Raw genomic sequence first — 25,773 nt, 5'->3', positions numbered from 1 at the left:
ATTTAATTTAAAAAGGGAAGAAAAAACCCTCGTTCTCGTGAACAGAGGGTTTTTAGTATGAATATTCCAAGCTGGATCTCACATTTTCTATGCCATTAAGTTGTCATAAGCTTCAACAACTTCTCTATATTTTTCTTCTGAAGACCCATCAGGATTTTTATCTGGATGGTACTTCATTACCAGCAATCGATACGCGCGCTTAATTTCTTCTTTACTTGCTGTCTCAGAAACGCCTAAAACAAATCGATAATAATCATTTAGATCATTCTCTTTGTAATGAGGCGGTTCATAATACTCATTATTTCCCGAAAAGTTGGATTGTCGGGACCTTTTATCATTTTTATCAGACTTAATCTTGATGAAAAATCTATGAACAGCGTACAGTAAGCTATCAACATATCTATGAACTGTCAGCCTAGCTCCGATCGCCAGCATAGATCCTATTATTGTTGCAACGATAATCCAAAATCGCGTAGTTTGTAACTCACTATTGCTGAAGGTATAAATCGACCAGATGGATAAACCTATGCCCATAAATTTTAGCGGATAGAAATTTTTTATGTGGATCGCGCTATTTAAGAGCAAGTATATGAGGGGGACTCCTATATAAACTATCCATTTCCAGTGTATTTCTACGCTGCCTAATCTCTCGTAAACCTCTACGTAAATAGGATAAAAGCTCTCAAATGGTCTAAAGAAGAACACTTCGTGCTGCTTTGGATCAAAGAGTCCATGATAAAAAATCAAAAGAAAGATAGCGATCTCGGGGAAAGCGAAAATGGCTAACGCTAAATAAAACAAGCCTGTCAGCAAGATAAAAAATAAAGATATTAATAGTCCCATAAGTAACCCTCTTTTCCTTTGATTTTTTATTTAACAGTCACATTATATTTTGACATAAAACTGAGTATTAGTCTCTATTTTTTGTTAATACTGAACAATTTTACCGAATAGCCCTCGAATTAAATAAACTTCTTAAGATCGAATAATCTTGATCGTTCGATCTTATCGTCTAACCATGAAGTGCCATCACTTACTGGCTGGAAGGATTAAAGTGCTGTCACTTTTTCAGCAGCGGGATATCGAAGCCTGCTTTTTCTTGCTCTATTAACATATCTAAAGCAATACACATTAATTTAGACTCACTTTTATTATACTTTCTCTTCAAATGAACTAATTCTTCCTGGCGCTTTTCATTGATCGTGACAGGAAGACGCTTGTTTCCTTTTGCAACTGCCATTATTCATTCCCACCTACTTTTTAAAATAATTACTATAAGCACTAGTATCCATATAGATCTAACCTTTTAAAAAAGGCGTCCGTACAGAATAGTGCTGTACGACTGCAACTTCTCTCGGGTGAACCTCCCAAACCGACTCACAATAGTGTTTGGTGTTCGGGTGATTTGCTTCATGCATTGCGATCGCATCTGGATCGTGATTGATGGCTACATCAACTGACCGACCGATTGCATTTTCTATACCTGTACTAGCTCCTCCTCCTCCGGCAAAATTATCTATCACTATTTCTTTTTGTTGTTTTTTTATTGTTCTCATAAATTCAATCCTGTCATCTCGTATTTCCTCCTAATTTCGGAGAGAACTACGATTACAGAATCAAGATCAATCGAGCTCTTCTTTCTTTAATTCATCGACTAAAGCTGTTAGATTAGCTGCATTGTCAAACCTCATAAGATCGATTGAAGAGCGTTTTTTTCTTAAGTCTGTAATCGTAGTAAGTTTAACTCCTGATTTCTCATGAATTAATTTTCTCGATACCCCACTCTCAAATAATAGCCATTCGATTTTCTTTTTATCAGCGTACATTCTTAATTCCTCCAGAAGTGGAGTGTAGCCTAATATATTTGCTACTACTCTTTTTTATGATATATTTTGAGTAGTAGCATGCCTGCTCGGTTTGTTGCTATTCGCTTATTCTGTTACAGCAGAATAGGCGTTTTTTGTAATATCACCGTTTTGTATATCACCTCCTAAATTAACATTACAAAAACCCAACAGTCGGCATACCGACTATCTATGATTAAGTATAAGTCGGTATGCCGATTTTAGCAAGCGTTTATTTACTATTTTTGATCAAAAAAAACACTCCCTGGTCCGATTGACCAAGCAGTGTTTTCTAATGTGTCATCATATTTTTTTCTTATTAGTGGGTGTGTCCATGTCTCCTTTACTATTTTTCTTGCTTTCTTTGGCTGCCTGCACCCTCTCGTCAAACTTATTTGGCTTTGACATTTTCGTATATTCTGTTGCGTAAGAAACGAACTGACGCAAGGAAAATTCCACATCTGGTAAGTGATCATCCCAATCATCCGCCATATAATATTCGAGTAAGTTCGTGTCAAATCGAGCACGTCTGAAATCGGTAGGGATAGCCAAGTATTCATCAGTTTCTTTTGTTAAAGCACCCAAATATAGGTTTGCTGAAATTAGTGCAGTTCTTTTGTTACCATTATCAAAAGCCTGAAGCTTTGCTAGACGAGCGTAAAGCTCCCATGCCCCTTCAATATCTTTTGAAGAGACAGCGTTAATCTCTCTTTCAACCATAGCTGGTGTAACTGTTCTAGGTGGAATGTAATCACCAACGTAAATCTCTACATTCTCTCGAAGCTTCCCTGGTTCTTCAGGCTGCCCTTCCATTTTAGAATGCATTTGTGCGTTGATTCCTTTGAAGACTTCAACAGACAACTCTTTTTGTTGTCCCGCATAGTGAATTGCACGGACTAGATCTTCAAAAATGATTCTGTCCTTTTCGCTGCTGAATTCCCATTCGTTCTTATCTCTATTCAGGTTCTTTTGCGTTTGTAAAACAGAAGTGTTATAGCCATCATATTGAGCGACGCTATAGATAATCTCTGCCATTTTTTTTGTGTTCATAGCTTTCCCCCATTATTCCTAGAGTGTATTAACCAAAATTTTATCCTTGAAAAGTTCAAGGTCTTGACCCTATTTCATTACTCTCTATAAACTCATTCATTGCCGGGATCATTTCGAAAGAGTTGCTATAGCCCCTTTTTCTGCCAATTTGATCAATCTTTTCTTTTAATTCATCTAGTCCTACATTAAAAACTGGTAGTATTTTTTCCAAACTGTCTTTTGATTTTAGTAAGGATAACACCTTAATATTTTTAGTAGTGGAACCAATATAAATATGCAGAATTGGGAACCAGTTTCCAAACCAATCATTCTTTATATCAGGATTAATAATACTCACATAGTATAAAAACAAGTCTGCTCCAACCATATCTTTGAATTCTTTCAGAGATGATGCTCTTTCTTTTATCAGGTCAGCAGATAGCGATACTCTTTTACTTTTACGTTCCAGTTCACCTTCATATATGACTCTTAATGGCTTTCTAAAATTTACATAATCTACTTCCTTAGAATTATTTTCATCATAATAAAGATTATTACATAATTTAGAAACAGATTTCCAATTTCCGAATCTTATCAATGTCGTGATAGTCAATATAAAAATTTCATTAAGTAAAAATTTTATGGCTTCCGAACTCAAAGTATTGCTTTTTAAGTGTTCTATCTCTTTTATTCGATTATTAAATTCTTCAAAAAAATCTATTAACATATCAGTATATTCGTTGCTCATAGATATTGTATTTAATACTTTCAGCATTGATTTTCTAAATTCAATAGAATCGTTGATTACTCTAACTGCAGCTTCATCTTCATTTTCACCAACATTTTTATCGACCGCTAGTTTTTCTAGTTCCTCTGTAAAAGTATCAAAAAAATCTTTAACTAGATAAGGAAGTCTTTCAGGATTATAATTTGAAGCACGTTCAATATCCTTGGACTTGCGTTCTATTAAGAAGCTATCAACGGTATCCTCAAGAATAAAGCTTGGCGTTTTTCCTAGCTCTGGCTTTCTTAAATCCGGTCGTTCATAAATCTCTCTTATTAAGCTTGTATATCCTTCTTGGTAACTTGAATCTTCAGACAAATCTATATACATTCGATTTTTTGCATATATTGGTAAAAACGGTTCTCCGTTATCCTTATTTCTCTCAAAAATTATTGGGATAAATCTATTCTTGCCAGCATCTTGGTAGATTTCAGCTGTGATAATTTGAGTCTCTGTGCCAACTCCACCCTGACGCATATCTGCTTTCTCTGCATATAATCTATCACTAACGATTAATACACGATCAACAGTAGGATCTGAAACCATTTGTTCCATGAAAACGAACTTATCTTGGCCAACATTTAGATCCCATACGTCTAATATAACGTCCACTCCGTCTTGTCTGAGAGCAATTGCTAAATCTAATACCGCATTTTTATGAGCTTCTGAAGACCAACTGTAAGATATGAAAACTTTTTTTGTTTTGACTGTGTGCATACTATTCTCCTAACTCTCCTAACCATAACGTTAAGTACCATTACTTTGATTCAAAGTTTAAGATATGATAGATTCCTCCATGCATATTTGCTTTCTTCTCAAGCTTCAATCTGTCAACTAAATCTAGGTTACTTATATCCATTTGATTCGTCTCCTCTTACTCGATTGTATCATAGCTACTCACTAACTTCAGTTGCTTTTCCGGTGCTGTAATTGATATTAAATCCCGATTGGACATTAAAAATAATAATATTGAATGAGATTTCTGTATCTTCTACGCTTTGAGCCTCCATTTGAATCATTCTCGGGACAAGCTCTCTGTCCCTAAATATCGGTGTTACCCTGTATCTTACATGATTATTTGTATTCCTCAAATAATTTGCGACTTCATTCTCATATTGGACCATATAGATTTGATTTAATTGCTGCGTACCTGTAAAAAGATTTTTCCAGTTTGCATCTTCTCCAGTCATCTGGTGACCAATACTATGAGAGCGATTATAGAGCCAAACACCATCAGCAAGTTTCTTTTGATTCCATCCCGAGGGATAAACGTTTGAGATATCTCCTCTTGATTCTGTAGGCATAAAATCTTTGTGTAATAATGCATCTGCTACTCCTACACGATTTAAAGAATCTAGATCCGAAAAAGTTTGCCAGTATCCTTTGCCTAAATCTAAATCGGAGTCAGAAAAGAAGGGTATGTTTCCATTTACTTCTATTACTACATCCGTACCATTATACTCGGGAAGTTCTTCTAAATTATCGATTCGTCTTTCTGTATCAACCGTTGCTTCCCTTAAAAAATGATCGAAACTAATCTCAAGTTGATCAAAATCGACGTAACTTGCTGTGAAAAGGAATAAACTTACTAATGTTCCTAATACAATTTTTGCTTTTTTCAAAATCATCCTCCTATAATCGATAGTTATTCTCTACCTCAATTTCTTTTTCAAATCCGGCTTTGATTTCATGGTAATTTTCCAAATCGTCAATAATCTCATCGAAGGTTTCTTGAAGAATTTTCTTTCCTAATTTTGCTGCTTGCAATTCTTCAGCAATCTCATGAATTTTTCTAGAAGTGTCTTCAGCTAAGTCATCACCTCGAGCACTCTCACTCATCAAACTTTTTGAAGCTTGGTTTAGCTCAATTATTTTTTCATCTAATTCTTGAAGTTTTGCTTCAGCTTCTTTGAGGGATTGCTCCAGTTTTCTTTCGAGTTGAAACATTTGTTTTCCGTCATTAACACCGTGTTCAGCCAAAAAATTAATCGCGGCTATAATATCGCCCAACTCTGTAATCACCGGTTCCTTACGTATTGGAACGGATCCATTATATAGTTTCAGCTGCTTCATTAATGTTTCACCACTCATATACTTGTTTCTTTCAGAAGTTTTTTGATTCATGAAATAAAACCAGTCGTTTCTTTTCAGATAGAGATTGTAGTCACCATTTTCCAATTTATCAACTTTGTATCCACCAATAAATAGTTGCCCACGCTCAGATAACCCAAAATCAATAGTTAAGTATATTCCCTTGCTAGTAACGTGATCGATCTGCCAACTCTCAATTTTCATTAGATAGTCAAAATCATTTTTTACAGATTGTTCTTTCTCTTCATAACGATCAACAACATCATCGATTGAAAAATGGATCTCGTTTTCTTGAAGTCTTTTTTCTATACGGTCCAAATTGTACTTTTCAGGGTCTCCCTTCTGAAGATTTCTCCCCCGCGTGTTTTTAATCTGTGGCTCATCTAATAACCGATACGTTGCCCACTTTTTTGAAAAGTCGATCGATAAATGAAGTGCTGCCGCCTTCTCCTTAAAATCTTCAATTCCTGAAGAATGATCCAACAAAAAATCTAATCTCGACTTTATTTTTGTCTTATAAATATTCTCAGTTTGCCACATAGTATATTTCTTATGAGAATTTTTAGGCGACTTATCAATAATGATCGCGCCTGCTTTGCTGGCATGTTTATCCGATATTTTTTCAAACATTTCTTTCGTGTAATCTTTATGTTTACCATTTTTCGTTTTGGCAACTTTCCATTTGAACGCCTTTCCAGACAATGCATTGGTAGAATTCATAATGATGTGATTATGAATATGTGCTCTATCAATATGAGTTGCAATAACGAATTCATATTCGCCTCCGGTAAATTCCATCATTGTTTCTCTACCGATTCTGTGAATTTCTTCTGGTGTTAGTTTATCCTCCGGAGAAAAAGATTGTATCAAGTGGTGGGCCAAAACGGCTTCCCCCCTTCCATTTCCTTTTTCGATATCTTTTGGATCTAACTCTAACTCTCCTGTTTTTGCATTCAAATTGATGTGGGTTCCTTGCTTGATCGCGGCCATTTGCTTTGTGTAAATAAATTCATTTGCTGCATCATTAACATCAGTGATCATGTGACCTGAAACCAATTGCATCGACAAAGTTTTATCATCGTTGGCTATATAGGGGAACAAATTATCAAAATGAGTTTTCCCACTATCCACTAAAGTTTTTTCTGCATTTTCAACATAGTCTTTTGCTTGTTGTAAGTGTTTCATTTTATGAATGACAAAATGTTTTGTGTAAACCAATCAAATTGTCCTTTCCTGTTTATTTTCTTGTTTTAGGTGTTCTTCAAGTTGCTGCTGAATTTCTTTCAACACTTGCGTCATGTCTCGGATATCTTGCTCAGATATTTCTTCAAATTGATGCGCTAGTTTTGCAATCTGATTTATGTTATTCCCTATTCGTCTAATTTCACCGTTTAACTTCTTCAGCTGTGAATAGTCAACAATTTTAACTTCGCCTGAGATCAGCAAGATCCGAGCGAAATTTTGGAAATTATCAAATGGACTCGCCGCTATTTTTTTATTAATGTACTCATTCTCTTCATGACTAAAGCGAACTTTCCTTTCTATCGGCCTCTTCAAGTTATATTTTATTGCCACCGTAGTTCTCACCCTCCATAAACTGTAAATCCAAAAAAAATGAAACTTTATGACTCTAAATCGTTGCTTTCAGAATCCGGTAGGGAGATACTTTCTCTTTTGCGAGCATAGTAACATGTGCCCATGTTACGATATTTTAAAAGGAACCCGATACAAACTATCGGATTCCTTTTAAATTTTTGGGGCATGCCCCAATCCCCATTTTTACATCTAGCATTCAGTTTTTTTTAATTCCCGCCACGAAAGTTCATTACAAATGAGCTTATCCAATCATTCTTCCCATTATTTCGTTCTTCAAAACCGCTTATTTTTGTCGAACTTAAATTCTCTATAATTCTACTGTCTTCTTCGGGATTATTATCTAGAATAGGCACTTGAGAAATGCTGCTTTCTTCTAAAATGCCAAAGTTAGGATCATAGCTATCGACAATTTCTTGAATTAGCTCCGAATACTCTCTGTCAGATCTTATTGCTTTTAAGCGCTCAATCGATTCTTTGAAGAAAGATAAATCAACAATTACCTCAGCTTCTTCATACTCTTGAATAACCTTTTCAAGTCTACGAATCATTTGTCGCTTTGGCATTGTTTTTCTTTTGCTATGAATTTTCGGGTTATCACTAATAGGATCGAGCAACATAATTTGTGCAAGTGTATGTTGATATTCTTCATTCGTCATTTTCTTTTTCCTCACTGTCTTTTGACTTCGCTAGTCTTTTTTTCGTTGTCCTCAATCGATCGTTCAACGAATCGATTGAGGACAATTCACTTTTGGGGGTTCTGAAATTCCTTTTGTTGATTGATCAACTTCAGGCTTCTTTTCTCTTTTAATTGGTTTACCTTCTGCAATTTGCTTTTTGATTTGAGCCTCTGCTAATCGTTCCTCAAATTTATTTTCTGGAGGATCCACGCCATAAACGATTTGCATTTTCTTATCAAGTTGATTGATCATTTGTTGCGCATGGAAGGTAATACGTTCTAGTGACTCAGCAAATGAATCAATATCTTTTCCGTAATCAGTCCAGGAAGATAAATAGCCAAACGAATAAGAACTTGAATCGATACCAAGGTGATTACAAACTATATATGCTACAGCTTCCGCTTCAAATTCTTGTTGCCGATATCCTTCACTACCAAATCTCGATCGTGAATTCGCATGCATTAAGGCATGTGTGATTTCGTGAGTGAGAGTTTTCAAAGTCATCTCTTGTCCGAGTCCTTCTTTGATAGTAATTTCTTTTTTGCCTAAATGGTAAAAGCCAGTTGCTTCTGAATCAATGTGATCGATCTTCACTGGGACAGGAGATATCTCACTCAGCCCCTTAAATAATTGAGAAAATCGTTTTGGATCATTTAAATTGTCCTCTAAATTGTAAATCGGTTTGGGTAATTCTTTTTCACCTTGTGTTTGACTAACATCAAATACTGGCACTAACAGATAGTTGGTCATTTTTACAATATTTCCTTCAGCGTCTTTAACTGGTTCGCCGTTTGAATCTTTTTTTATTGTTGTGCTTGGTGCATATACATATATTGCTTTAGAACCTTTTTTTACAACTCGATCCATTTCCTTCCACTTTTTAAAACTGGCCACATAGCGAGCATCTGGTTTTTGCCCCAGTATCAATCGTACATTTCTGGAAGAGTACTTGTGGAATTTCGAAACAAAGTTCAAATACTCCTTAAAAGTATCACTCTCTAAATAAGTCCTTACTCCATCTTTAAGATGAGCAGCCAAGCCTTGATAGTCTCTTGATTTTATCAAGTCTTGAATGATCGGCTTACTCTCTTCCTTCATATTGTTTTCTTCGAATACCTTCAAACTACTCATTGTGACTTCATTCATTTCCGAGGCTTCCCTTTGTCTCTCATTATCTTTATGCACCTCCTTTATCAACTCTACCCCTTCAGGAAAAAGAGGGACTGTAGAAATGAGATATCTTGGTTCACTTGGAGATAGTTCTTCTAAGCTCATTACATAGTTTTCAAAGCCCTGCTTGATTTTTTCTTTGTTCGATCGTATCAATTCATATTGTTCTTCGGGCAAAGTATTGTTTATTTCCATGACACCCTCTTTAGGAACAAAGAGTGCTTTTTGATAATCTAGTCCTGGACGAATGAAGTGTGGGCTAGTTGTTTTAAATGGCGTCTCAAAAAATGAACCTTCAGGCTTTTTCTTTCCTAAATTCGATCTTAAAGGAATGTACCAGCTCATATCTTGATCATAAATACCGACATAACTTCTCGTTGCTTTGGCCATTAATTGTTCGCTGCCTGTTCTTGCGATCGTCTCCGCAATGAAGCGTGGATCGATAGTAACTAATTGATAACTTGACATTGTTAACTCCTTTTTGATAAGATTTGTTATAGAGAGGATGCACGGGCAGGACAAGCCTTGATTGTCCCATTAGGTTAGGCATCTTCTTTTTTTTGTACATAAAAAACAAAAAGCAAAAAGGATAATTTCCTTCTTGCTTTTTTATTTCTTACTTAAAGAAATTTCGTAGCTTAGAATTTTAACACATTTTTTGTGTCATTCCCTGGTCCTGCATAGTTTTGTTGCTATGCTGCCTAGCCTTTATGACTCTCTCTTCAAATTTATTTATTTTCATGTCCTTCATTTTTACTGATTGGTGATCAGCAGCGTAAGTCAATACACATACTCCTGAATTTGTACTGTAAGGCAATAACCTAATGATCACACTGGTATCGCCGGCTTTTATTCTTTCTATTATTTCTTTTGTGAAAGTCGCGTGTGAAATCGGGGTACCATCAGGATCAAATAAAGTGAACTTATATTCGTCCGCTGCTTTCGTGCTCGGAGAAAATATTTTGAATTGGCCTTGCTTCCCAGTTGCAATGTTGAACTCGGAAACCTGAAAAGTGGGCAATGGCTCTTGAGAGAACACCTCTTGCCAATACCTTTTTACAATCTCGTCTTGCTGGTCCATTAAGTCCTCTTCTACAAACGGCTCTGCTGTTACAGCTGGTATCATCGAATCTATTTTTTCAGGAGAATATGCTTTTGAATCCATTCCAACACCTCCTAACTAACAAAAAAGACCGTTAGATTTCTTTATCTTCGGACTTTCACGTTTTATATTCAAATTTTTTATAGGTCTTCACTTGTGTCGCCATGCTTTTTTACTTCAATTACATTCTTCTCGCAGCTTGTAAAACTTCCAATTGTGGTTGCCCTTGATTTTTTTCATGATTATTCTGTTCTCTCCCACTTTTAGCTGCAAATTTTGCTTTGGCCACTCTCTCTTCAAATTTATTTTTAGGTTTAACTTCTGTTGATTTATTCTTCTCTTTTTTATCTTGAGTAGAAAAATCATTAACTTCTATGTCTGCAGTCAGTGGGTTCCCATCAGTGTCGGTCGTCTGAATAATAGTATATTCTTTTTTTATAATGTTACTCTCATCCATATTCACTGCAGATCCGACTACTTTCATTGTCTCAGAAATTTTATCTTGGAATTTCTCTGAATCTGACAGTAGATTATGCATAGTACTAAATCCATTACGCTTAAAATATCTTTCCGCTAAAATATTAATGGCATCATCTTTGTTACACTTATTTTTATTCATGGCCACAACTACTTCTACTTCTGGAATATCATAGTATGTTTTATAAAATTTGCCCAGAGCCTCATAAGATGGTTCAGACTTCAGTAAATCTCTGCAAGTTTTAGCTTCATTCAAAGTGAATTTCCCTTCTAATGAGTTTATATCCTCATTAGCGGTATTGATTTTCTCTTTGATCTCTTTTAGATTCACTTCAATCCGTGCTTTTTTCCTAGGAACTTTCTCTGCACTTATTGCTGCTTCAAGTTGCTTCACTTCTTTTGATAAAGACTCTAGATTTGCTAGTTCACTTATAAATACCTTTTCATCTTGATTAAGATTGGCAAGCTGAGCCAAAAGATTGCCATAGTTCATAGTTCCATTTTTAATGGGATCTGCAGGTGGTTCTTCAATCGTGGGAACTTGTAATTTATCATTCGGGTGAGAACGGATGACTTTTTCTTCGAGAGCAAACTTCGTATCCATTTTGGTTGCTAACTTATTTAACATCTGGCTCAACTTAAGAAATGGCTTATTAAAATTATTTTTAACGAATAATCTCAAATTATCTACATGGTCTGTAACATTGTAAATAATGTCATTTTTTTTCATTGTCCATGCCTGCGCCAACTTTCCTTTGAAGTTGGTATTTTCTTTCTGGAGGTCTTGAACAAAATCATTTGCCTGTTGCTGCGCCTCCGGTAAATTAGCTGGTTGATTCTCCAAAACTTGCTCTTGATCAGTGATTAGTTTTTGAACTGCCTTCAAGTGCTCAGATAAGATATCCTTTATTTCTTGCTCTGTAAGATATTTTTGTGTAGGTCCATCTTGTTTCTCTATTTCCTGAAAAGTCTCCTCTAAGGAATCCTTTACTGTCTGAGGGAACTCCTTGATCTCTTCAGTTATGGGATTGGAATCAGTGATCTTTACACTTTCTTCTTGAGGAACGGTAGAATTTTTTCCTTTTCTCAGCGACTCTTTCTCATTATGCAATAGAGCACATAGTAACTGCTTAACTTCCGAAGTATTAGGGTAATCCAAGTTCAATCGTTCTTTGGCCAACAAATCAATTGCCTTTTTTCTATTAATATTTAACCTTTGCATTACATTCGTAATTCTGTTCCTAGATACAGGGTAATGCTGTTGAAAGATTTCTGATCGAATCGCTGAAATTGTGGAGTCTGGCATCTTCCTATTCATTAACTCTTCACACGCAATTTTTTGCCCCTCAGTCAAAAGGCTTTTAATCTCTTGATGACTTTCAAGTTGTTTATCACGCTCTTGTTCTACCTCTTCAACATTGGCTTTTAAGTCCGCAAGTTCCAGCTGCTTTTCTTCAGTATCGATTGACTGAGAAAGTTGATTGATCTTTTTATTTTGCTCAATGACCTCCGTATTGACGATTTCAAGCTGCAAGGAAGCCTCAATATAATCAAGTTGCAGAGGGGTCAGATTAGTAATATCACTCAAAAATACTTCGGATTGTTGTTGAACCATAGAACTAATAGTGATCTTGCCGAGCGGTAATTTTTCCTGAATAGAACTGTATTCTTCAGTTACTTGCAACGATGTGAGTCGGTTATTTTCAGGAATCCCTTTGGCCAAATTTGATTCTCTTTTGTATTTGTTCCATTCCTCAAAGAAAGAACTCAAATATTTTACATTTAAAGAATCGCCTTGAATCAAATCATAGTGAATGACATCTGCATAATCTGGTTTATCACCAGTGTTCCAGGCAGTCGTATTGGTCAATGTTCCTCTTAAATCAAACTCATAAACGGCTTCAGCACTTTTCTCCGGTTGTTCCTGATCAGTATAGATTGTAATTGCAGATCCATTTTCCTTGTGACTAATTTTAATAAATACATCCTCAGACAAGCTCTTGCTTCGGTTTTCTGGTTCTGCTATATCATTCTCGACCTTTGTATTATTTTGTTCATTCACTTCATCATCTTGGATCTGCATCGATTGTTCTAGCGACATATGATCATCGTTGGTAGTTGGTTCAACTAATGTTTGTACCTGCGGTTCAACAGATTCTTTGTCATTAGCAGTATCTTTTTTACTTGTAGGTTTCTTATTCACTTCTTTTTTTTCCTCCTTACGCTCTACTAGTACCTGATTCCAATCACTCTTAGTGTCTCCTTCCCGTAAAGGCGGAAGGTCTGTTGTGACTGAAAAAGGAACGTCTCCAATAGTATCGATAAATTCTTTTCCAGCGGAGTCATTGTCAACGGCCAATACAAGTTGTATTAAATCGTTTTTCTTCATAGTTTTCGAAAGAATATCAATATAATTAACTTTTTCATCTTCCGTGATATTAAGGTTTAACTGGTTTGCTAGTAACTTTGAAATCGTACCTTTCTTAAAGCCGTCCATAGCTAATAGCAACGCATCTCCGATTTCATTTTGATGCATTTCGTAATAACTCATCAAATCAATTGGGGCTTCAAAAGTGACAATCTTTAATGGTCGCTCTTTTGAGATCTCAGCCCCTTCTGGTGGATTCCCTACTTTCTGTACCATCCCAGTAAAACCGTCGCCTAGAACTCTCCTCAGATAGCCATTTCCATCATGTTTGTCCTGTTTCCATAGTCCACGCAAAGATACGCTGCTAATATTGTTGTCTCTATCTCGAGATTTGAAAACCATTACCGGTTCTGTCTTCCCATCATCAGGATCTTTATAGGTAGTTTGTGCTAATAACCCCATGGATATATAGTGATCAACAGTCGCTTCGTCTAATTTTCGCTGGTTGATCAGATAGTTCTTGGTTAAATTCATATTTTTATGGTCATTCAGAAAGTAACGAAAATTTTTGAGTTCTTCTTTGTATTCTGCTGCTTCACCGATTTCATATTCTGGATCCAACAAGAAGTTCACTGCCTCTTTGGGTTTGCATTCCTTGATCATTTGTACCAATTCAATCGGTCCGCCACCTTTTTGACGTGAATTCCAATAAAAATAATTCTTTTTCCGATTAATTTTCAAACTGTCATGTTGATCCCAGTATAGATCGTTCCCTCTTCCGGCAAGGTTCATGCCAAGTGATTCTGCAACGGATACTATATCTCGATTTCGAGCTTCTTCATACCTCTTTAGTCTTTCTGCATGGCTCTTTGACATTGCTTTTGCTGCCATCTTCTCCCTCCTTTTTCTGTTATGCAGTACTTACTTTTAATCCCCCTCTCTAAATCGTGTACTATTTATAAAAAAAGAGTGCGGGTATTAGGAACCCACACTCTTTCATATAAAACTAACTAGCTTCTGCTTCAATAACACCATAGTCAATAACTTTAGGTTTAGAAGTCTGGTCAAATAACTTTTCTACCTCATCCCGATATCGTTTATAGTTATACCAATTTGCATCTTGAGGACTATTGGCTAATTCTTTTGCCCTAGGATGGGTTTCAAGTGGATATTTTCTGTCCTTAAACACATACTCTTTTGAGATAAATAGAAGACATTCACTTCCGTTGATATGACTGATCTCGTCAGGGGTTAGCAAATCTCTCGCCTGTTTTTGACGATTCTCTGATCCACCAGACCGACCGCCTTGAGATAAGCTATGATTCCTGATAGATATCGTTTGCTTACCAGCTCTTGCTGACAGGTATTTCATGGTGGCTTCTTCTTCACCACCTAAGAATAAGAGACTCGCGCAAGTTGTTACTATGGAAGCCCAACTATTTTTGTACATTCCTTTTAGCTGATCTAAGGCTTGGAGGACAATTACAATAGACATATTCCTACTACGGAATGTGGCTAAAGCCTTGTCGATGTGCGGGATCCGACCAATATTCGCAAACTCATCAAGTAAAAATCGTACATGAAGTAATGGTACACCTTCTGGAAGTGACGTCTTACCGGTTAGAATTTGATCGGCCTTGTATCTAAGAGTTTCCATCGCTGTAGCCATGAAGATAGCAGCTAAGAAGTTATATGCATCTGACGTTTCTGGAATAGCCACGAAAACAGCTGTTTTCTTCTCATTCCAGCTATCAATATCCATCGTATCCTCTTTAACCATGTCAACCACTTGTTGATGATCAAATACAGAGTAACGTGCAGCTGCTATCGCTAATACACTCGCTCTTGTTTCTGCTTCGTAGAGATCATTAAATAAAGTCCACTGCTTGTAAGCATAGTTATTTGGTCGAAGTTCATTTTGCTCTTCAAACCATTCTTCTACTGGACTAGGCACCTTTGGATCTTTTCTTTTTGTAAATCTAAGCATCTCACTAAGCATGGAAAGATTCGGCGTATAATCATTATCCTGACCATCAAACCAAAGATAGGCAATAAAGGCCCTACTTAGTAGCCCTTCGGCTTTAACCCAAAAGTCCTCTCCCTGCTGCTCACTTTTCTTCGTTCCTTCAGTTATTGCTTCCAGTACACGATCAACATCCAACTCGCTACGGATATAGTTAAATACATTGAAGTGATCACTATTGGACAAAGTAGCAAGATCAAAGATTTTTATTTCGTACCTGTTCTTTTCGAGCATATGTCCAGTTTCTCTAACTAAAAGACCTTTGGGATCCGTAATAATGAAGCTTGCATTCATCTGCATAATGTTCGGCTTGATGTAATAACGTGTCTTACCAGATCCAGGGTCACCGATAATACAAGTATTTTTGTTCCGTTGTACCGGATGTGGTAATCGTTCGTTTAGCAAACCCATTTTTACTTGCTCAGTCAGGATCATGTTATACTCTTCTTCTTTGTCCGCGTATTTCTGCATTTCCTCTGGCTTAGCAAAACGAGCAGAACCATGTTCCTCGTTTGGACGATAAATTCCTTTATCATTTCTGTACGTATACGCCATCATGCCAAACAGAAAGCCCATCATTCCCGCTCCAATAGAAAAAGGATTGAATGCAAATAGGAAGCCGAAAAATCCATAGAAAAAAGACTCTAATCCAGCTATTGACAAAACAAAGTTCATGTTTGAATAAAAATTATTATTGGGTAATGATACTAGCCAATTGCTTAATGCCCAAAAAAGAAGAAACAAAGTCATCGATAAATAGAGATAGGGTCTGAATGCCTTTTTATAATGTTGCATAAGCTCCTCCTTAACCTGCTGCCTTTGGCGCTTTTATTGTTGGTGCTTTTGAAATGACACCAGAATATTTAGCTTGATGTTTCTGTGCATAAGAAACTTTTTCTGCAAAACTCATTGTTCCAGGTCTTTTCAATATTTTCTTTGAAAAGCTGCCTAAATCGCTTGTAATATCTTTTAATATTGGACTTAACGCTTTTTTTATTAACTCTTGATCCTTCGTTTTAAAATACATTTGTACGCCTTTATTGTCTTGCTTAAAAGCAAATGAAATATCATGTTTTGCTAAGTAGGATCTTATCTTGTTTAAATCCACTTTTTGTGACAAAAACTGAACGCTAACTGGATCTGACTGGTTTAACAACTTGTATAGCTTTGTCTCCCCAGTAGAGTATCGATCCAGCACTTTATCAGTTAAATTCTCTGCTCCGTTATAAAGGAGCAGCACAGCTTCAAAAAATGCTTTGAGTGTCGCTACACCCTTCACGTATACTTGGTGTATTATTTCCTCCTGATCCACAAGATATCCTCTCCTTCAGAAAAAAGAAAACAGCTGTACTCATTACAGCTGCTTTCTTTATATAAAATCATTTGTTCATGCATGCATTCTTTTGTCACGATCAGCTAACGGGGGATCTTTCATCTGCTTTTGAAAGCTATCAGAGTCAGGAGCCTTCAATGGCGATCCTTCCTGCATGGATTGAAGAACATCATCTAGCTTTTGTGCTAGTCCTCCTCCTAATTTTTCTTGACGTTCGCGAAGTGTATTCATACGAATTTCGATTATTTTTTTCAGCTCTTTAGTTTGTCTATTAAACTCTTGAGTGATTCGATCTTTTTCTTCACGTTTATAGTCATTGATAGTCTGTATCCTTTGTTGTTTGAGCTCTTGGTTATACTTTTGATCAATAATTTCCAATTCTTTTAAGTGTCGAAGTTCTTCCGCCTTGATAGCTTCTGTTTTTTGGTTAGTAATTGTGCTTTCAATTACCTGCAACATTCGCTCTTCTTCTTGCCTAATTGCTTCTCTAATATCTGTTTCTATGAAACTACGTTTATCTACCAATTTAATTTCATCATCAATATTTTTCAATTCTTGTTCTATAAAAGCAGACAATCGTTGGTCAAAACTTTTGGCAGTAAATGAAACTGGACTCACAACCGTTTCTCGTTCAACTACTACATAAGAATTTCTAGGTTCTTCTATAGTACGTTCGTCCTTATTTTCATTATATTTCTTATCCAAACATTCATTTGGATTCTTTTCCATCTCAATTGTTGTTGAAACTGACTTATCAGCTAGTTGTGCCTTCAAGCGTTGAATTTCTTCTGCCTGCTTATGAAAAAGCTCTTCAGACTCGTAGCTAATATTCTCAACTGATAATTGGTCATTCGTATCTTCTAAAATATCTACTTCTTGATCTTCCAGAAGGTCCGGAACAGCAGCATATCCTTCATCTTCCGGTTCTTGAATTTTGGGATGGATGAATGGCTCTTCTGATACTACTGGATTTAAAATACTTTGATCAAACGGAACTACTTTTTTAGCGTAAAAGTCATATAGGAGTTCGTCAAAATCTGTATCCTCATTGACTGGTAATACAAGCTTCTTCGCAAAAAGAATAACATCTTTACTATTCTTTTTAACGATTAATACAGATCCAACACTCTCATTTTCTGTTAACCGCGCATTCTCTTGTTCAACCCATGAAATTAAAGCTGCTGGACTTTCAATTTGTTCTAAATTCACATTATCGACAAAAGAAAATTCAAATCTTCCTTTGTTTCGTTTAAGAAACGGTATTGCCATGGCCATGATCCTCCTTTATATCCGATTCGTTGTTTGTTGGTTCAACCTCTTTTTCCTGCTCATTGCCGGCAAACATTGCCGTTAACTCGGCCATAGTCATATTGTTCTCAATCAAGAGACATGAAACTAGTTCTGCATTAATACGCTTTAACTCTTCTTCTTTTGTTTTGACTAGCTTTTTCTGTTTTTCCAAGGCAGCCTGTGCTTTTTCAAGCTCATTCTCTACTTTTGTTCTCTTCTTTTCTAGATCATTCGATTTTGCCATCATAGGTCTCCTTCCAATTCATCATCTGGTCCAACAGAATCAATTGTTTCTGACTCTGTCTGCTCTTCAGAGCTTTGAGTTTCTTGTGATCCTTGTGTTTCTTCGGTGCTTTCTTCGGACTTGTCAGGATCAAAGTCCTCAGGATATTCAATTTCTTGATAAGTATTGCTCGAACTTCTTAAGCCAGTAGAAGTTAGTAATACTCGTTCAATCGAGTTGACCAAAAATTTATTTCCCTGCTCCACAAAAGAAATTTTCAGTGTTTCTTGAACAGGTGTATCAACCAATGCTCCTTTTGTAGATCCAATTTCCAAAAGTTGCGTATTATGATATTGCACCTCAGCAATCGCAGTAGAATTTATTGGATCAATATAGATGGTTGCATCGTTGAACACTTGATTGATCACATAGCCTTTATAAGCTTGGTTGATCGGCAAATCTTCGCTGCTAGTTTCTTGCGTAAACATGGATTCCGTCATTAACGGCTGGTAACGATTGCGGTTTTCCCCTAAATCTCGCTTCGTATAGTAAGCAATTAAAAATGTTTCGACATCATCAACACTTACTGTCTTTTTTTTCTCAGCTTCTTCTTTTTCTTGTTGTTCTAATTCTTTCCTTTTTTCCGCCTCTACGGCATTTTGTTGCTGTCCGGGAACTACTTGTCCCAATCCGAACCCGATGGCTGTAGAAGCAAGGATAACCCCTACAACGAGTAATCGTTTGAACAGCTTGATTTTTTTTTCATTATACATAGGCATGCAATAGTAGAGATCCTGCAAAGATCTCTACTATTTTTCTCCTTTCCAGTTACATATAGTTATTTTGAAATACCCAATACAATTGCAGGGTCCATTAAGCTACTTTGTGATAAATCAGTTGACGTCGAGTATTCGAAGTGAAGGTGAGGACCATAACTATTACCTGTGTTACCAACTAATCCTATAATGTCCCCTTGTTTAACAGTATCGCCAACCTTTACATTATTACGAACATTATGAGCATATAAGCTACAATGCCCATTTGCATGCTTTATTCGAACATAGTTCCCCCAGGAAGAATGATACTCTGACGCTATAACTACTCCATCTGCAATAGCTTTGATTGGTGTTCCTTGTGGGTGAGCAAAGTCAATTCCCCGATGAAAATTTAATTCCCCGTTCAAATAACGATTGCCGAACCATGAACTAATATTCGGTGGATCAATCGGTAAAATATAATCACCTGTTCCACCAGTACGAGTGAAGTACTGATACCAATTCTCCGCTGACTGGATTCGCTCTTGCAATTTATCTCCAGGGTTTCCCTCCCATTGGACTAAAAAATACCGTGTGAGATCTGCAACACTTTCACCAGCAAGCCCTTTAGCCGTATTCCTAAATATTGTTCGATATGCTGGTACGTCCCCATTTAACATGAAATCCAGTTGCAACAGCAAAGAATACCATTTTGTGTTTTTTTGACTGGCAAAGCTACGAAGTCTTGTATGACGAGTACTACCATCCGCTGTGTCTGTCCACTGACCAAGACCTAATCCACGACGTAAAATATTAGGGTACATGCCGTAAATCTCCATGCCCCCCATTGAAAGCCAGTTAGGGTCATCCCACGAATTAGCTGAAGCACCGACTGGAGGAGATAAATAATCGCCTTCAGCCCGTTTAGGGTTAATAGAACTTTCAACATCAAAATTTCCTAAGATTGCTGCAATTCCCTTGTCGGTATAGCCGAGATTCTTTAATTGGGTATGAATAAAGCGAGCATTTTTTAATCGATCCCCCTCTGGATTAAAATTTTCTGTAATAACTGTTACTTGAAGATACGATACTTTCGGAAAATAAAAGGCAGGATTAACACGTCGCCACACTTTATCTTCCGTATCATATTTTTCATAAGAAATAGTCATACTATTTCCAGAGGCTCGGCCTATCGCTTCACCTTCCATTACTTCTGATCCAGAACGATGTCTTTGCGAATTAATTCCAGTTAAAATTAATCGTGCGTCATTATCTGATTGGATTATTACCTGGTTACTTTCAAGGTGCCATTCGATAATTCCTGACATTGGTGCCGTAATTTCTGTTCGTTCTGAAGTTTGTATCTGAATATTTTCATGAAGTGTTAGATTCTCACCGTTTACCTCAAACCCATACCTTCTAGAAACTAATAAATTATCTGTTTCAAACGGAAAGGACAACGTTCCATTTAAAACACCATAACCAAGCTCATCGACCAATTCCCTGAATTCTTCATAATTTTCTGGATCCAAATGATAGTCTGATTTTTTATCCTTTATCAAATCATCCATCGAAGTAAAGTCATAGTTTCCTTTTTTTCCATTCATTGCTACCCAAAGATCACTTAGGTATTCTGCATATGTCTTAAAGCGATACCAAGCTATTTTATCGGTTAGTTTGTAATCTTCATGAGCATAGTTCATGTAAAACATTACATCGTCGAACTGTGTATAAAAAAGGTGTGTGTCATCTGTATGCTCCGCATCCTCTTTTGTCATATGAGTCCATGAATCCGTCAACTCAAATTCATCTTGGTGAATCGTTGTAGGACCCATAGAAGAAAAAAGGGCAAAAAGAAACATCATAACTAACAAAACACCGCCTATGATAGTGGCATTTTTTAATTTTAATGGTGCATTGAAAAACCGCACCAATCCACCAGTTACTTTTGTGGTGGTTGAAGCAGCTTTCCCAACTTTACTCATCTTCAATCGATTCTTAAAGTTCCTAAATTTTTTGGCAGCTTGTCTCGCTTTAGAATGATCAACTGGTGTTTTTTGAAAGCCACGACCTCTAACAAAATTATAGGAGCGATTTGTCAAACCATACGTCCCTTTGGCCATTCTCACATTTACACGGTGGCCACCTTTGACAAGGAATTTTGCAGATTGGTATGTGTGTGTACGCTGACGACTTTTCCTACGAATCGATATAGCTTCCCCTAAAATGTCGTCTTGAGCCACTGACTTCTCTGTTTGATGCCGCACATAAGCAATAGAAGTAGTTTTAGCTGCTTGCTTTGTTTTATTTACTAATCGAGTTGGGTCATCGTGCTTTGCACGTTTAAAGACTTTTCGTGCAACTTTTAATTCAGTCGCACTTTCATTTTTAGCAATCTTAGAGCGAAGAGCAGCTCCCTCGACTTTATCTTTTGTAGATTCATAAGCCTTTTGAAAATCAGTTTCAGCCCCCGGCGAGTTTTCCTTATACGCCTTGAGCATTCTCTCTTTCTCGCGAACTTCTTCTTTTTTTAATTTATATTGTTTTTTTGCATGCTGATACGTTTTTCGACTATTTTTGGTAGCTATTTTCGGTTTGACATACGCATTCTCTTTGATCGCTTGCTTTACTCTAACCCGTACACGTGGTTCTTTCTCTTTTTTATCACCAAAGGAGGGCTGATTAGACAGTAATGAAGCACCTTTATTTTTTTGATTCTTTTTATAATTTACTTTCTGTTGCACATTCTTTTGAGTAACACTACTTTTTGCCCGTTCTCTTGTTGATGGACGATTAGAGAATACCATCTTTTTCTTTTCTTCTTTATTCTCTTTACTCATAGGAGAATCCTCAATTCGCGTCGGTATTCATAAGCTCAAATAGTTCCGTTTCTTTAGGAATTGGATTTTCAAAAGGAACGACGACTCCCCCAGCTGAAATCAACCCAGTTCCCTTAGGTACTTTTTCACCAATATACTTCGTTAAGTTAGGTGGTAATTTAATTACCCGCTTCAAATGTTCCATATCCACTAATTTCTGCCGAAGTAAAACAATGAACTCGCTATTAGAAATCATTTTCTGACCATGTGACGTTTCTAGTAATGTAGAAATATTTTGCGTAATCCCGGTTGGAATCGCTCCATATTTACGTACCCTAGACCATAATTTCATAAACCAAGAAGCATTCTCTTCCGTATCAAAATTCAGCTGTAACTCATCAAAATAGAGGTTTGTTGTCAACTTTCCTTGGTTCATGACTACTTGTTTCCAAATTTGATCTAGAATCACCTTCATGGCGAACCCCTTCATTTGTTCGTCTAAGTGTTTAATATTGAAAATGATAAACGGTGCGCTCAAATCAATATTTGTCTCGTGGGCAAAAATATCTTGCGAACCAGTCGTATAAGGCTCGATTTTCACAGAGAGTTTCTTCGCTGCTTCTTCTGGTTGCTCTTTTAAAATTCGATCCCAATCCACTAAAGTAGCTACTCTCTTTTGTCCCTCAAATGCTTGGTAAGTCATACGAGTCACACGGTCAACAATACTAGCTTCTAAGTCTGAGAAGTCCTTCAGAACTGATTCAAATAAACTAACTAGTAAATTAGCTTTTTCTTTCACCAAATCAACTTTCTGATCTTCTTTATCTAAAAACCGTCGATCCGGCAAATCTAAGAGATTAAAATGATTTTCGGTTCCTGTAGATATATCAAGAATCTGCGCACCAAATGCCTTCCCGATCGGTAAGTACTCACTTTCAGGGTCAACGATTATGACTTTTTCCGACTTCTTGTTCATATTCTTCAGTAGACTAAAAATCATTGTCCATTTGACCGTCATACCTTTCCCTGATCCAGAAGAACCCAGAATAAGACCAGATGGGGTTATCAAGTCTTTCTTTCTATCAATTGTAATCATGTTATTACTCATTTGGTTTTGGCCATAGTACTGACCCGTAGGACTTTGAAGTTCAATGTTGGTAAAAGGAATTTGCGTTACGACATTACTAGTGGTCATATCGCGCATGTAATTTCTTTCAACATCTAGGAATGGTTTTCCTATTGGTAGAACGGTATTTAAGGCTTCTTCTTGCCACTTGTAAACATCATCAAATTCAACATGCCACGTTTGGGCAATATCTTTAATTTCTCTTGTAGCAATTTGCAGTTGCTCTCTTGAATCTTCCACCAGCAACACAGTAAAAATACCTGAAAATGTTTTTTGTCCATTATCTTTTAGTTCATTGGCGATTTCTTCTGCTGTCATTTGTACTTCAGAAGCCAATCCCGAAACCATATCCTCAGATAGTCCTTCTTTAAAATTCTTCCGTTGCTGCTGGGCAATGTCTTTTTTATTCATCATTGCTTTGTTTCGTAAATCTTTCTTGAATTTTGACATGTCATAAGGCTTCGCATGGATAGAAATTGCTAATTCTCTACCAGATTTGCATAACTCATGAATTAGTCGATCTTCTAAGTGAGTTGGATAATTTCGTATGAACAACACTTTCCCAAACTTATCATCCATTTTGAAATGTTCATCGTAAAATTTGAATCGAGTTGGTGAGATAAATGCTTTACTTGATAATCCAGATAGAGCTATATCCTTATATGTTGATGTGAAATGTTTATTTGGCCTTAACATATCTGACATGATCTTAAGTCGCTCTATTCCGCTTAACTCATCCATACTCAAGTCAACGTCAGTTTCATTAAACCTTTTTTCATAATTTTGAAACAATGTATTCAGTTGTCTCGTCGCTTGCTTTGGATCCGCCGCTTCTGTCGATAATACTGCGTATTTCTTTATTTCAAAGTTTTTCTGATCCCTTTTAAATCGTTCGGATATAATTGTATTGATTTCAGAACGGTATTTGTCAAATCCATCATATTCATATGGTAAAAGGATCTCATCAAGAATAGACGACTGGATTCTTTTGTTTAGAACCAATAATTGATATCTTGAATGTTTATCTAAAGAATTTAGGGCTTCTGCGTAGCTAACGACAATATCTAATTGATCATCCTCACTAGCCACTTCATAATCCAAGTTTCCTAGCTCATACATTTTCGAGTATTCATGTTCTACTATATGCATTAGTCCAGACTCAAAATTGCTCGTATAATTAATGGTGTTTTGAGGCGTGGCACCTACTTGGTCTATTAACCGCTCTTTCTTCTTTTTTTCAGTACTCGTCAGTTTCTTTGACCCCTTTTTCGGGAATAAATTCATGTTTCTCATACCTCCGTATTTGACCTGTTTGATAGACTCTTTCTTGGTGTTTAATTGAAAAATCAACTTTCTTCTTAAATTCTGCCCACTTCCCTTGAGCAATAAGGATTGGTGGGGCAAGAAGCAGGACGCCAGTAAAGAACGACAATATCCAAAACGCGATTCCTTTGACAAAGATTATTTGAATTACGATCGCTACAACTCCTGGGATCGATTGTAATATCATTTTTATTTGTGTTTTAGTAAAACTTCCCATAAAGGGAGGTTCATACTTGGACATATCTTTATAAAATTGTGATTGTATGGCCATCTTCTACACTCCCATCCAACGTTTAGCCATATTTTGAGAACCAATTAATACAAATAGCAGCACTCCCGATTTTAGTAGTGTTAGAAAACACGTTGCCAGGTTCTTCAAAAAATTTCCTTCCGCGGCAATACTAAACATATCGTTGGCCATTAGTGCTGGGTAAAGTTTTAAAATTAAAACTAACAAAAAGCCCTGAATGATCAGGGCTATGAACTGCTTTATATATCCAGTTGATATCGAGCGCCACTCTTCACTTATATAACAAGCGACTAGCACTGGTGCCGCTGCCTTATAAAGATATAGTTGGAAGAAACGTAAAAATATCAACACTTGTACAATGATTTCAGCTAACCAAAAAGTCATTGTCGCAAGTCCCAACATGGAATTGATAAACATCCCTTCCATAAAGCTTAGCTTTCCTTCAATTTTAGGCAAAACAAGCTCCAGATTAGCATTATCAACCATGACACGATCAATAATTGTTGCAATAGCGCCGTTTAACCAGATAATTGAATCAATAATATAACCACTTGTCATGACTAAAGCGTAAGCAACTACGTACTTCCATGTAACAGATATGAGCATATCCATATTCACCTGGCCCTGTTCAATAGCTACACGTTTATTGTTTTCTGCTAATTCGATATACATTAAAACAGATAATATCACCAAACCAACAGGAATCAATGCAGTTGAAACTTGACCCATTAATTCATACGCGGTCGGATTATAGTCTTGAAGACTTGATATAATCGTTTTTAGTGTCTCTTGATCAAGCTGCATGTTTTAACCTACCTTCTAAAAACTTATCGCATTCATTGCTGCGACAATGGCAGCAGTAACAGCTGTTGAAATACCAGCAATCGTTCCTCCAGTGATCATTGCCTCCATTCCACTATCCATTTTTGTAGGATTATCGTTTTTTCGTCCGCCGAAAAAGTCCATAGCTCCCGTTAAAACTGAAAATAATCCTCTTACTGCAAATACTGCACCTAAAACTCCTACCATTCGTACTGCGATATCCATTTATTTCTTCCTTCTTTCTATTTATTTATTCAAATGATTCTTCTGAATCTAAAATTGTGTCTAGTTCTTCCTGACTTAAAAATGTTTTGATAGCTGGCTTGATTTCACCATTGTAATGAGATTCCTCAACTTTGATATAAACCTTTTTGTTCTTAAGAAAGGATGCTGTTTCTTTGTTATATCCAAAATCTAGTGACGGAATCTCAACGCCATTATCTTCAATACTTGCAATAAGGAATGATAGATTGGTATCTGTAAAATCTGTATCAAAAGTTAGACAAAACACGCCAGACTCATTCCCTCCAGGATTTTCCAAGATAATAACAAACATATCTTTCTCGCTTTTCGATTTTTTCATTGAGACTCGTTGAATAACAGCTTCATGTACTCCAGGTAAAAAAGGCAGCTTTACTTCTCGATTCTTAATCGGTCGTTCATACTTCAAC

Annotated in this window: 24 protein-coding genes; all 24 read right to left on the bottom strand. The window is 36.5% G+C overall.

Features of this window, described 5'->3' with window-relative positions; all coding sequences use genetic code 11:
• Positions 1 to 87 precede the first annotated feature (87 nt).
• Positions 88 to 843, bottom strand: coding sequence for a DnaJ domain-containing protein (locus IGI88_RS17855; protein WP_429960933.1), 756 nt, complete (start codon positions 841 to 843; stop codon positions 88 to 90).
• A gap of 217 nt (positions 844 to 1,060) precedes the next feature.
• Positions 1,061 to 1,240, bottom strand: a complete 180-nt coding sequence (locus tag IGI88_RS17850; RefSeq protein WP_429960934.1) for a hypothetical protein — start codon at positions 1,238 to 1,240, stop codon at positions 1,061 to 1,063.
• 58 nt (positions 1,241 to 1,298) lie between these two features.
• A complete protein-coding gene (locus tag IGI88_RS17845; RefSeq protein ID WP_429960935.1) occupies positions 1,299 to 1,556 on the bottom strand; it encodes a hypothetical protein in 258 nt (85 codons plus the stop codon).
• A gap of 66 nt (positions 1,557 to 1,622) precedes the next feature.
• Complete coding sequence (locus IGI88_RS17840; protein WP_429960936.1) at positions 1,623 to 1,826, bottom strand: hypothetical protein; 204 nt, start codon at positions 1,824 to 1,826, stop codon at positions 1,623 to 1,625.
• Positions 1,827 to 2,147: 321 nt separating this feature from the next.
• The gene (locus IGI88_RS17835; protein WP_429960937.1) at positions 2,148 to 2,894 is read right to left on the bottom strand and encodes a Fic family protein; all 747 of its coding nucleotides are present in this window, start codon (positions 2,892 to 2,894) and stop codon (positions 2,148 to 2,150) included.
• Between the two features lie 55 nt (positions 2,895 to 2,949).
• Entirely contained in the window at positions 2,950 to 4,374 is a 1,425-nt protein-coding gene (locus tag IGI88_RS17830; protein WP_429960938.1) for an SEFIR domain-containing protein, read from the bottom strand.
• A 176-nt stretch (positions 4,375 to 4,550) separates the two neighbouring features.
• A complete protein-coding gene (locus IGI88_RS17825) occupies positions 4,551 to 5,285 on the bottom strand; it encodes a DNA/RNA non-specific endonuclease (RefSeq protein WP_429960939.1) in 735 nt (244 codons plus the stop codon).
• A 4-nt stretch (positions 5,286 to 5,289) separates the two neighbouring features.
• Positions 5,290 to 6,966, bottom strand: a complete 1,677-nt coding sequence (locus IGI88_RS17820) for a relaxase/mobilization nuclease domain-containing protein (RefSeq protein ID WP_429960940.1) — start codon at positions 6,964 to 6,966, stop codon at positions 5,290 to 5,292.
• On the bottom strand, positions 6,967 to 7,323 hold the full coding sequence (locus IGI88_RS17815) for a MobC family plasmid mobilization relaxosome protein (protein WP_429960941.1): 357 nt from the start codon (positions 7,321 to 7,323) through the stop codon (positions 6,967 to 6,969).
• Between the two features lie 227 nt (positions 7,324 to 7,550).
• On the bottom strand, positions 7,551 to 8,000 hold the full coding sequence (locus IGI88_RS17810; RefSeq protein WP_429960942.1) for a hypothetical protein: 450 nt from the start codon (positions 7,998 to 8,000) through the stop codon (positions 7,551 to 7,553).
• Positions 8,001 to 8,063: 63 nt separating this feature from the next.
• The gene (locus IGI88_RS17805) at positions 8,064 to 9,659 is read right to left on the bottom strand and encodes an ArdC-like ssDNA-binding domain-containing protein (protein WP_429960943.1); all 1,596 of its coding nucleotides are present in this window, start codon (positions 9,657 to 9,659) and stop codon (positions 8,064 to 8,066) included.
• A 178-nt stretch (positions 9,660 to 9,837) separates the two neighbouring features.
• Entirely contained in the window at positions 9,838 to 10,356 is a 519-nt protein-coding gene (locus IGI88_RS17800; protein ID WP_429960944.1) for a hypothetical protein, read from the bottom strand.
• A 118-nt stretch (positions 10,357 to 10,474) separates the two neighbouring features.
• Entirely contained in the window at positions 10,475 to 14,029 is a 3,555-nt protein-coding gene (locus IGI88_RS17795; protein ID WP_429960945.1) for a toprim domain-containing protein, read from the bottom strand.
• A 115-nt stretch (positions 14,030 to 14,144) separates the two neighbouring features.
• Positions 14,145 to 15,956, bottom strand: coding sequence for a VirD4-like conjugal transfer protein, CD1115 family (locus IGI88_RS17790; protein ID WP_429960946.1), 1,812 nt, complete (start codon positions 15,954 to 15,956; stop codon positions 14,145 to 14,147).
• Between the two features lie 10 nt (positions 15,957 to 15,966).
• Positions 15,967 to 16,473 carry a DUF3801 domain-containing protein gene (locus IGI88_RS17785; RefSeq protein WP_429960947.1) on the bottom strand — a complete coding sequence of 169 codons (507 nt, stop codon included), beginning with the start codon at positions 16,471 to 16,473 and terminating at the stop codon, positions 15,967 to 15,969.
• A 75-nt stretch (positions 16,474 to 16,548) separates the two neighbouring features.
• Positions 16,549 to 17,763 carry a hypothetical protein gene (locus IGI88_RS17780; protein ID WP_429960948.1) on the bottom strand — a complete coding sequence of 405 codons (1,215 nt, stop codon included), beginning with the start codon at positions 17,761 to 17,763 and terminating at the stop codon, positions 16,549 to 16,551.
• On the bottom strand, positions 17,744 to 18,028 hold the full coding sequence (locus IGI88_RS17775) for a type III secretion system protein PrgM (protein ID WP_429960949.1): 285 nt from the start codon (positions 18,026 to 18,028) through the stop codon (positions 17,744 to 17,746). The genes IGI88_RS17780 and IGI88_RS17775 overlap by 20 nt, the downstream gene beginning before the upstream one ends.
• Positions 18,028 to 18,786: a hypothetical protein gene (locus tag IGI88_RS17770; protein WP_429960950.1), complete on the bottom strand. Its 759-nt coding sequence runs from the start codon at positions 18,784 to 18,786 to the stop codon at positions 18,028 to 18,030. Before IGI88_RS17770 ends, IGI88_RS17775 begins: the two co-directional genes overlap by 1 nt.
• Before the next feature lie 59 nt (positions 18,787 to 18,845).
• Complete coding sequence (locus IGI88_RS17765; protein ID WP_429960951.1) at positions 18,846 to 21,602, bottom strand: phage tail tip lysozyme; 2,757 nt, start codon at positions 21,600 to 21,602, stop codon at positions 18,846 to 18,848.
• A gap of 10 nt (positions 21,603 to 21,612) precedes the next feature.
• Positions 21,613 to 23,991 (bottom strand): VirB4-like conjugal transfer ATPase, CD1110 family, encoded by a 2,379-nt coding sequence (locus IGI88_RS17760; RefSeq protein WP_429960952.1) that lies wholly within the window; start codon positions 23,989 to 23,991, stop codon positions 21,613 to 21,615.
• The gene (locus IGI88_RS17755; RefSeq protein ID WP_429960953.1) at positions 23,945 to 24,301 is read right to left on the bottom strand and encodes a hypothetical protein; all 357 of its coding nucleotides are present in this window, start codon (positions 24,299 to 24,301) and stop codon (positions 23,945 to 23,947) included. The genes IGI88_RS17760 and IGI88_RS17755 overlap by 47 nt, the downstream gene beginning before the upstream one ends.
• Positions 24,302 to 24,304: 3 nt before the next feature.
• The gene (locus IGI88_RS17750) at positions 24,305 to 25,084 is read right to left on the bottom strand and encodes a hypothetical protein (RefSeq protein WP_429960954.1); all 780 of its coding nucleotides are present in this window, start codon (positions 25,082 to 25,084) and stop codon (positions 24,305 to 24,307) included.
• 15 nt (positions 25,085 to 25,099) lie between these two features.
• Positions 25,100 to 25,327: a hypothetical protein gene (locus IGI88_RS17745; protein ID WP_429960955.1), complete on the bottom strand. Its 228-nt coding sequence runs from the start codon at positions 25,325 to 25,327 to the stop codon at positions 25,100 to 25,102.
• Positions 25,328 to 25,352: 25 nt separating this feature from the next.
• On the bottom strand, positions 25,353 to 25,772 hold the full coding sequence (locus IGI88_RS17740; RefSeq protein ID WP_429960956.1) for a type III secretion system protein PrgE: 420 nt from the start codon (positions 25,770 to 25,772) through the stop codon (positions 25,353 to 25,355).
• Between the last annotated feature and the right edge of the window lies 1 nt (position 25,773).

The organism is Enterococcus sp. AZ179 (assembly GCF_050498885.1).
GTDB classification, from domain to species: domain Bacteria; phylum Bacillota; class Bacilli; order Lactobacillales; family Enterococcaceae; genus Enterococcus_D; species Enterococcus_D entomosocium.
Note: the sequence above shows the minus strand (reverse complement) of the source record. Positions and strands in the feature narration are given on the sequence as shown.

What these genes read in the sequence shown, in the direction of transcription:
- IGI88_RS17780 (WP_429960948.1), bottom strand. Translation starts at nt 17,763, where the DNA reads ATGGCAATACCGTTTCTTAAACGAAACAAAGGAAGATTTGAATTTTCT.
- IGI88_RS17750 (WP_429960954.1), bottom strand. Translation starts at nt 25,084, where the DNA reads ATGCAGCTTGATCAAGAGACACTAAAAACGATTATATCAAGTCTTCAA.
- IGI88_RS17855 (WP_429960933.1), bottom strand. Translation starts at nt 843, where the DNA reads ATGGGACTATTAATATCTTTATTTTTTATCTTGCTGACAGGCTTGTTT.
- IGI88_RS17810 (WP_429960942.1), bottom strand. Translation starts at nt 8,000, where the DNA reads ATGACGAATGAAGAATATCAACATACACTTGCACAAATTATGTTGCTC.
- IGI88_RS17805 (WP_429960943.1), bottom strand. Translation starts at nt 9,659, where the DNA reads ATGTCAAGTTATCAATTAGTTACTATCGATCCACGCTTCATTGCGGAG.
- IGI88_RS17850 (WP_429960934.1), bottom strand. Translation starts at nt 1,240, where the DNA reads ATGGCAGTTGCAAAAGGAAACAAGCGTCTTCCTGTCACGATCAATGAA.
- IGI88_RS17760 (WP_429960952.1), bottom strand. Translation starts at nt 23,991, where the DNA reads ATGAATTTATTCCCGAAAAAGGGGTCAAAGAAACTGACGAGTACTGAA.
- IGI88_RS17795 (WP_429960945.1), bottom strand. Translation starts at nt 14,029, where the DNA reads ATGGCAGCAAAAGCAATGTCAAAGAGCCATGCAGAAAGACTAAAGAGG.
- IGI88_RS17745 (WP_429960955.1), bottom strand. Translation starts at nt 25,327, where the DNA reads ATGGATATCGCAGTACGAATGGTAGGAGTTTTAGGTGCAGTATTTGCA.
- IGI88_RS17825 (WP_429960939.1), bottom strand. Translation starts at nt 5,285, where the DNA reads ATGATTTTGAAAAAAGCAAAAATTGTATTAGGAACATTAGTAAGTTTA.
- IGI88_RS17790 (WP_429960946.1), bottom strand. Translation starts at nt 15,956, where the DNA reads ATGCAACATTATAAAAAGGCATTCAGACCCTATCTCTATTTATCGATG.
- IGI88_RS17835 (WP_429960937.1), bottom strand. Translation starts at nt 2,894, where the DNA reads ATGAACACAAAAAAAATGGCAGAGATTATCTATAGCGTCGCTCAATAT.
- IGI88_RS17840 (WP_429960936.1), bottom strand. Translation starts at nt 1,826, where the DNA reads ATGTACGCTGATAAAAAGAAAATCGAATGGCTATTATTTGAGAGTGGG.
- IGI88_RS17755 (WP_429960953.1), bottom strand. Translation starts at nt 24,301, where the DNA reads ATGGCCATACAATCACAATTTTATAAAGATATGTCCAAGTATGAACCT.
- IGI88_RS17770 (WP_429960950.1), bottom strand. Translation starts at nt 18,786, where the DNA reads ATGCCTATGTATAATGAAAAAAAAATCAAGCTGTTCAAACGATTACTC.
- IGI88_RS17765 (WP_429960951.1), bottom strand. Translation starts at nt 21,602, where the DNA reads ATGAGTAAAGAGAATAAAGAAGAAAAGAAAAAGATGGTATTCTCTAAT.
- IGI88_RS17775 (WP_429960949.1), bottom strand. Translation starts at nt 18,028, where the DNA reads ATGGCAAAATCGAATGATCTAGAAAAGAAGAGAACAAAAGTAGAGAAT.
- IGI88_RS17845 (WP_429960935.1), bottom strand. Translation starts at nt 1,556, where the DNA reads ATGAGAACAATAAAAAAACAACAAAAAGAAATAGTGATAGATAATTTT.
- IGI88_RS17800 (WP_429960944.1), bottom strand. Translation starts at nt 10,356, where the DNA reads ATGGATTCAAAAGCATATTCTCCTGAAAAAATAGATTCGATGATACCA.
- IGI88_RS17830 (WP_429960938.1), bottom strand. Translation starts at nt 4,374, where the DNA reads ATGCACACAGTCAAAACAAAAAAAGTTTTCATATCTTACAGTTGGTCT.